This is a genomic window from Streptomyces pimonensis (genome assembly GCF_041380215.1).
GTDB lineage: Bacteria > Actinomycetota > Actinomycetes > Streptomycetales > Streptomycetaceae > Streptomyces > Streptomyces pimonensis.
Window position 1 is genome coordinate 1 of the sequence record NZ_JAHWZY010000137.1, and the last position, 663, is coordinate 663.

1 protein-coding gene is annotated in these 663 nt (G+C 73.6%); it reads left to right on the top strand.

The features are described from left to right. On the top strand, positions 1–663 hold a 663-nt coding region (locus KYY02_RS33705), incomplete at both ends, for a beta-ketoacyl synthase N-terminal-like domain-containing protein (RefSeq protein ID WP_371244894.1).

The window sequence follows — 663 nt, forward strand, 5'->3', positions numbered from 1 at the left end:
CGCGTTCGTCGAGTTCAGCCGCCAGCGGGGACTGTCGCAGGACGGCCGCTGCAAGGCGTTCGGGGCCGACGCGGACGGCACGGGCTGGGGCGAGGGCGTGGGCCTGCTGCTGGTGGAGCGGCTGTCGGACGCCCGGCGCAACGGTCACCAGGTCCTCGCGGTCGTACGGGGGTCCGCCGTCAACCAGGACGGCGCGTCCAACGGCCTGACCGCGCCCAACGGCCCCGCGCAGCAGCGCGTCATCCGCCAGGCACTCGCCAGTGCGGGGCTCACGCCGACCGAGGTCGACGCCGTCGAGGCGCACGGGACGGGGACGACGCTGGGTGACCCGATCGAGGCGCAGGCGCTGCTGGCGACCTACGGGCAGGACCGCCCGGTCGAGCGGCCGCTGCTGCTGGGCTCGGTGAAGTCCAACATCGGGCACACGCAGGCGGCGGCCGGTGTGGCGGGTGTGATCAAGATGGTGATGGCGATGCGGCACGGTGTGCTGCCGCGCACGTTGCACGCCGATGAGCCGTCCCCGCACGTGGACTGGTCGGCGGGTGCCGTGGAGTTGCTCACGGAGGAGCGTGAGTGGCCGGTCGCGGACCGGCCGTGGCGGGCCGGTGTGTCGTCGTTCGGCTTCAGCGGTACGAACGCCCACGCCATCATCGAGCAGGCCCC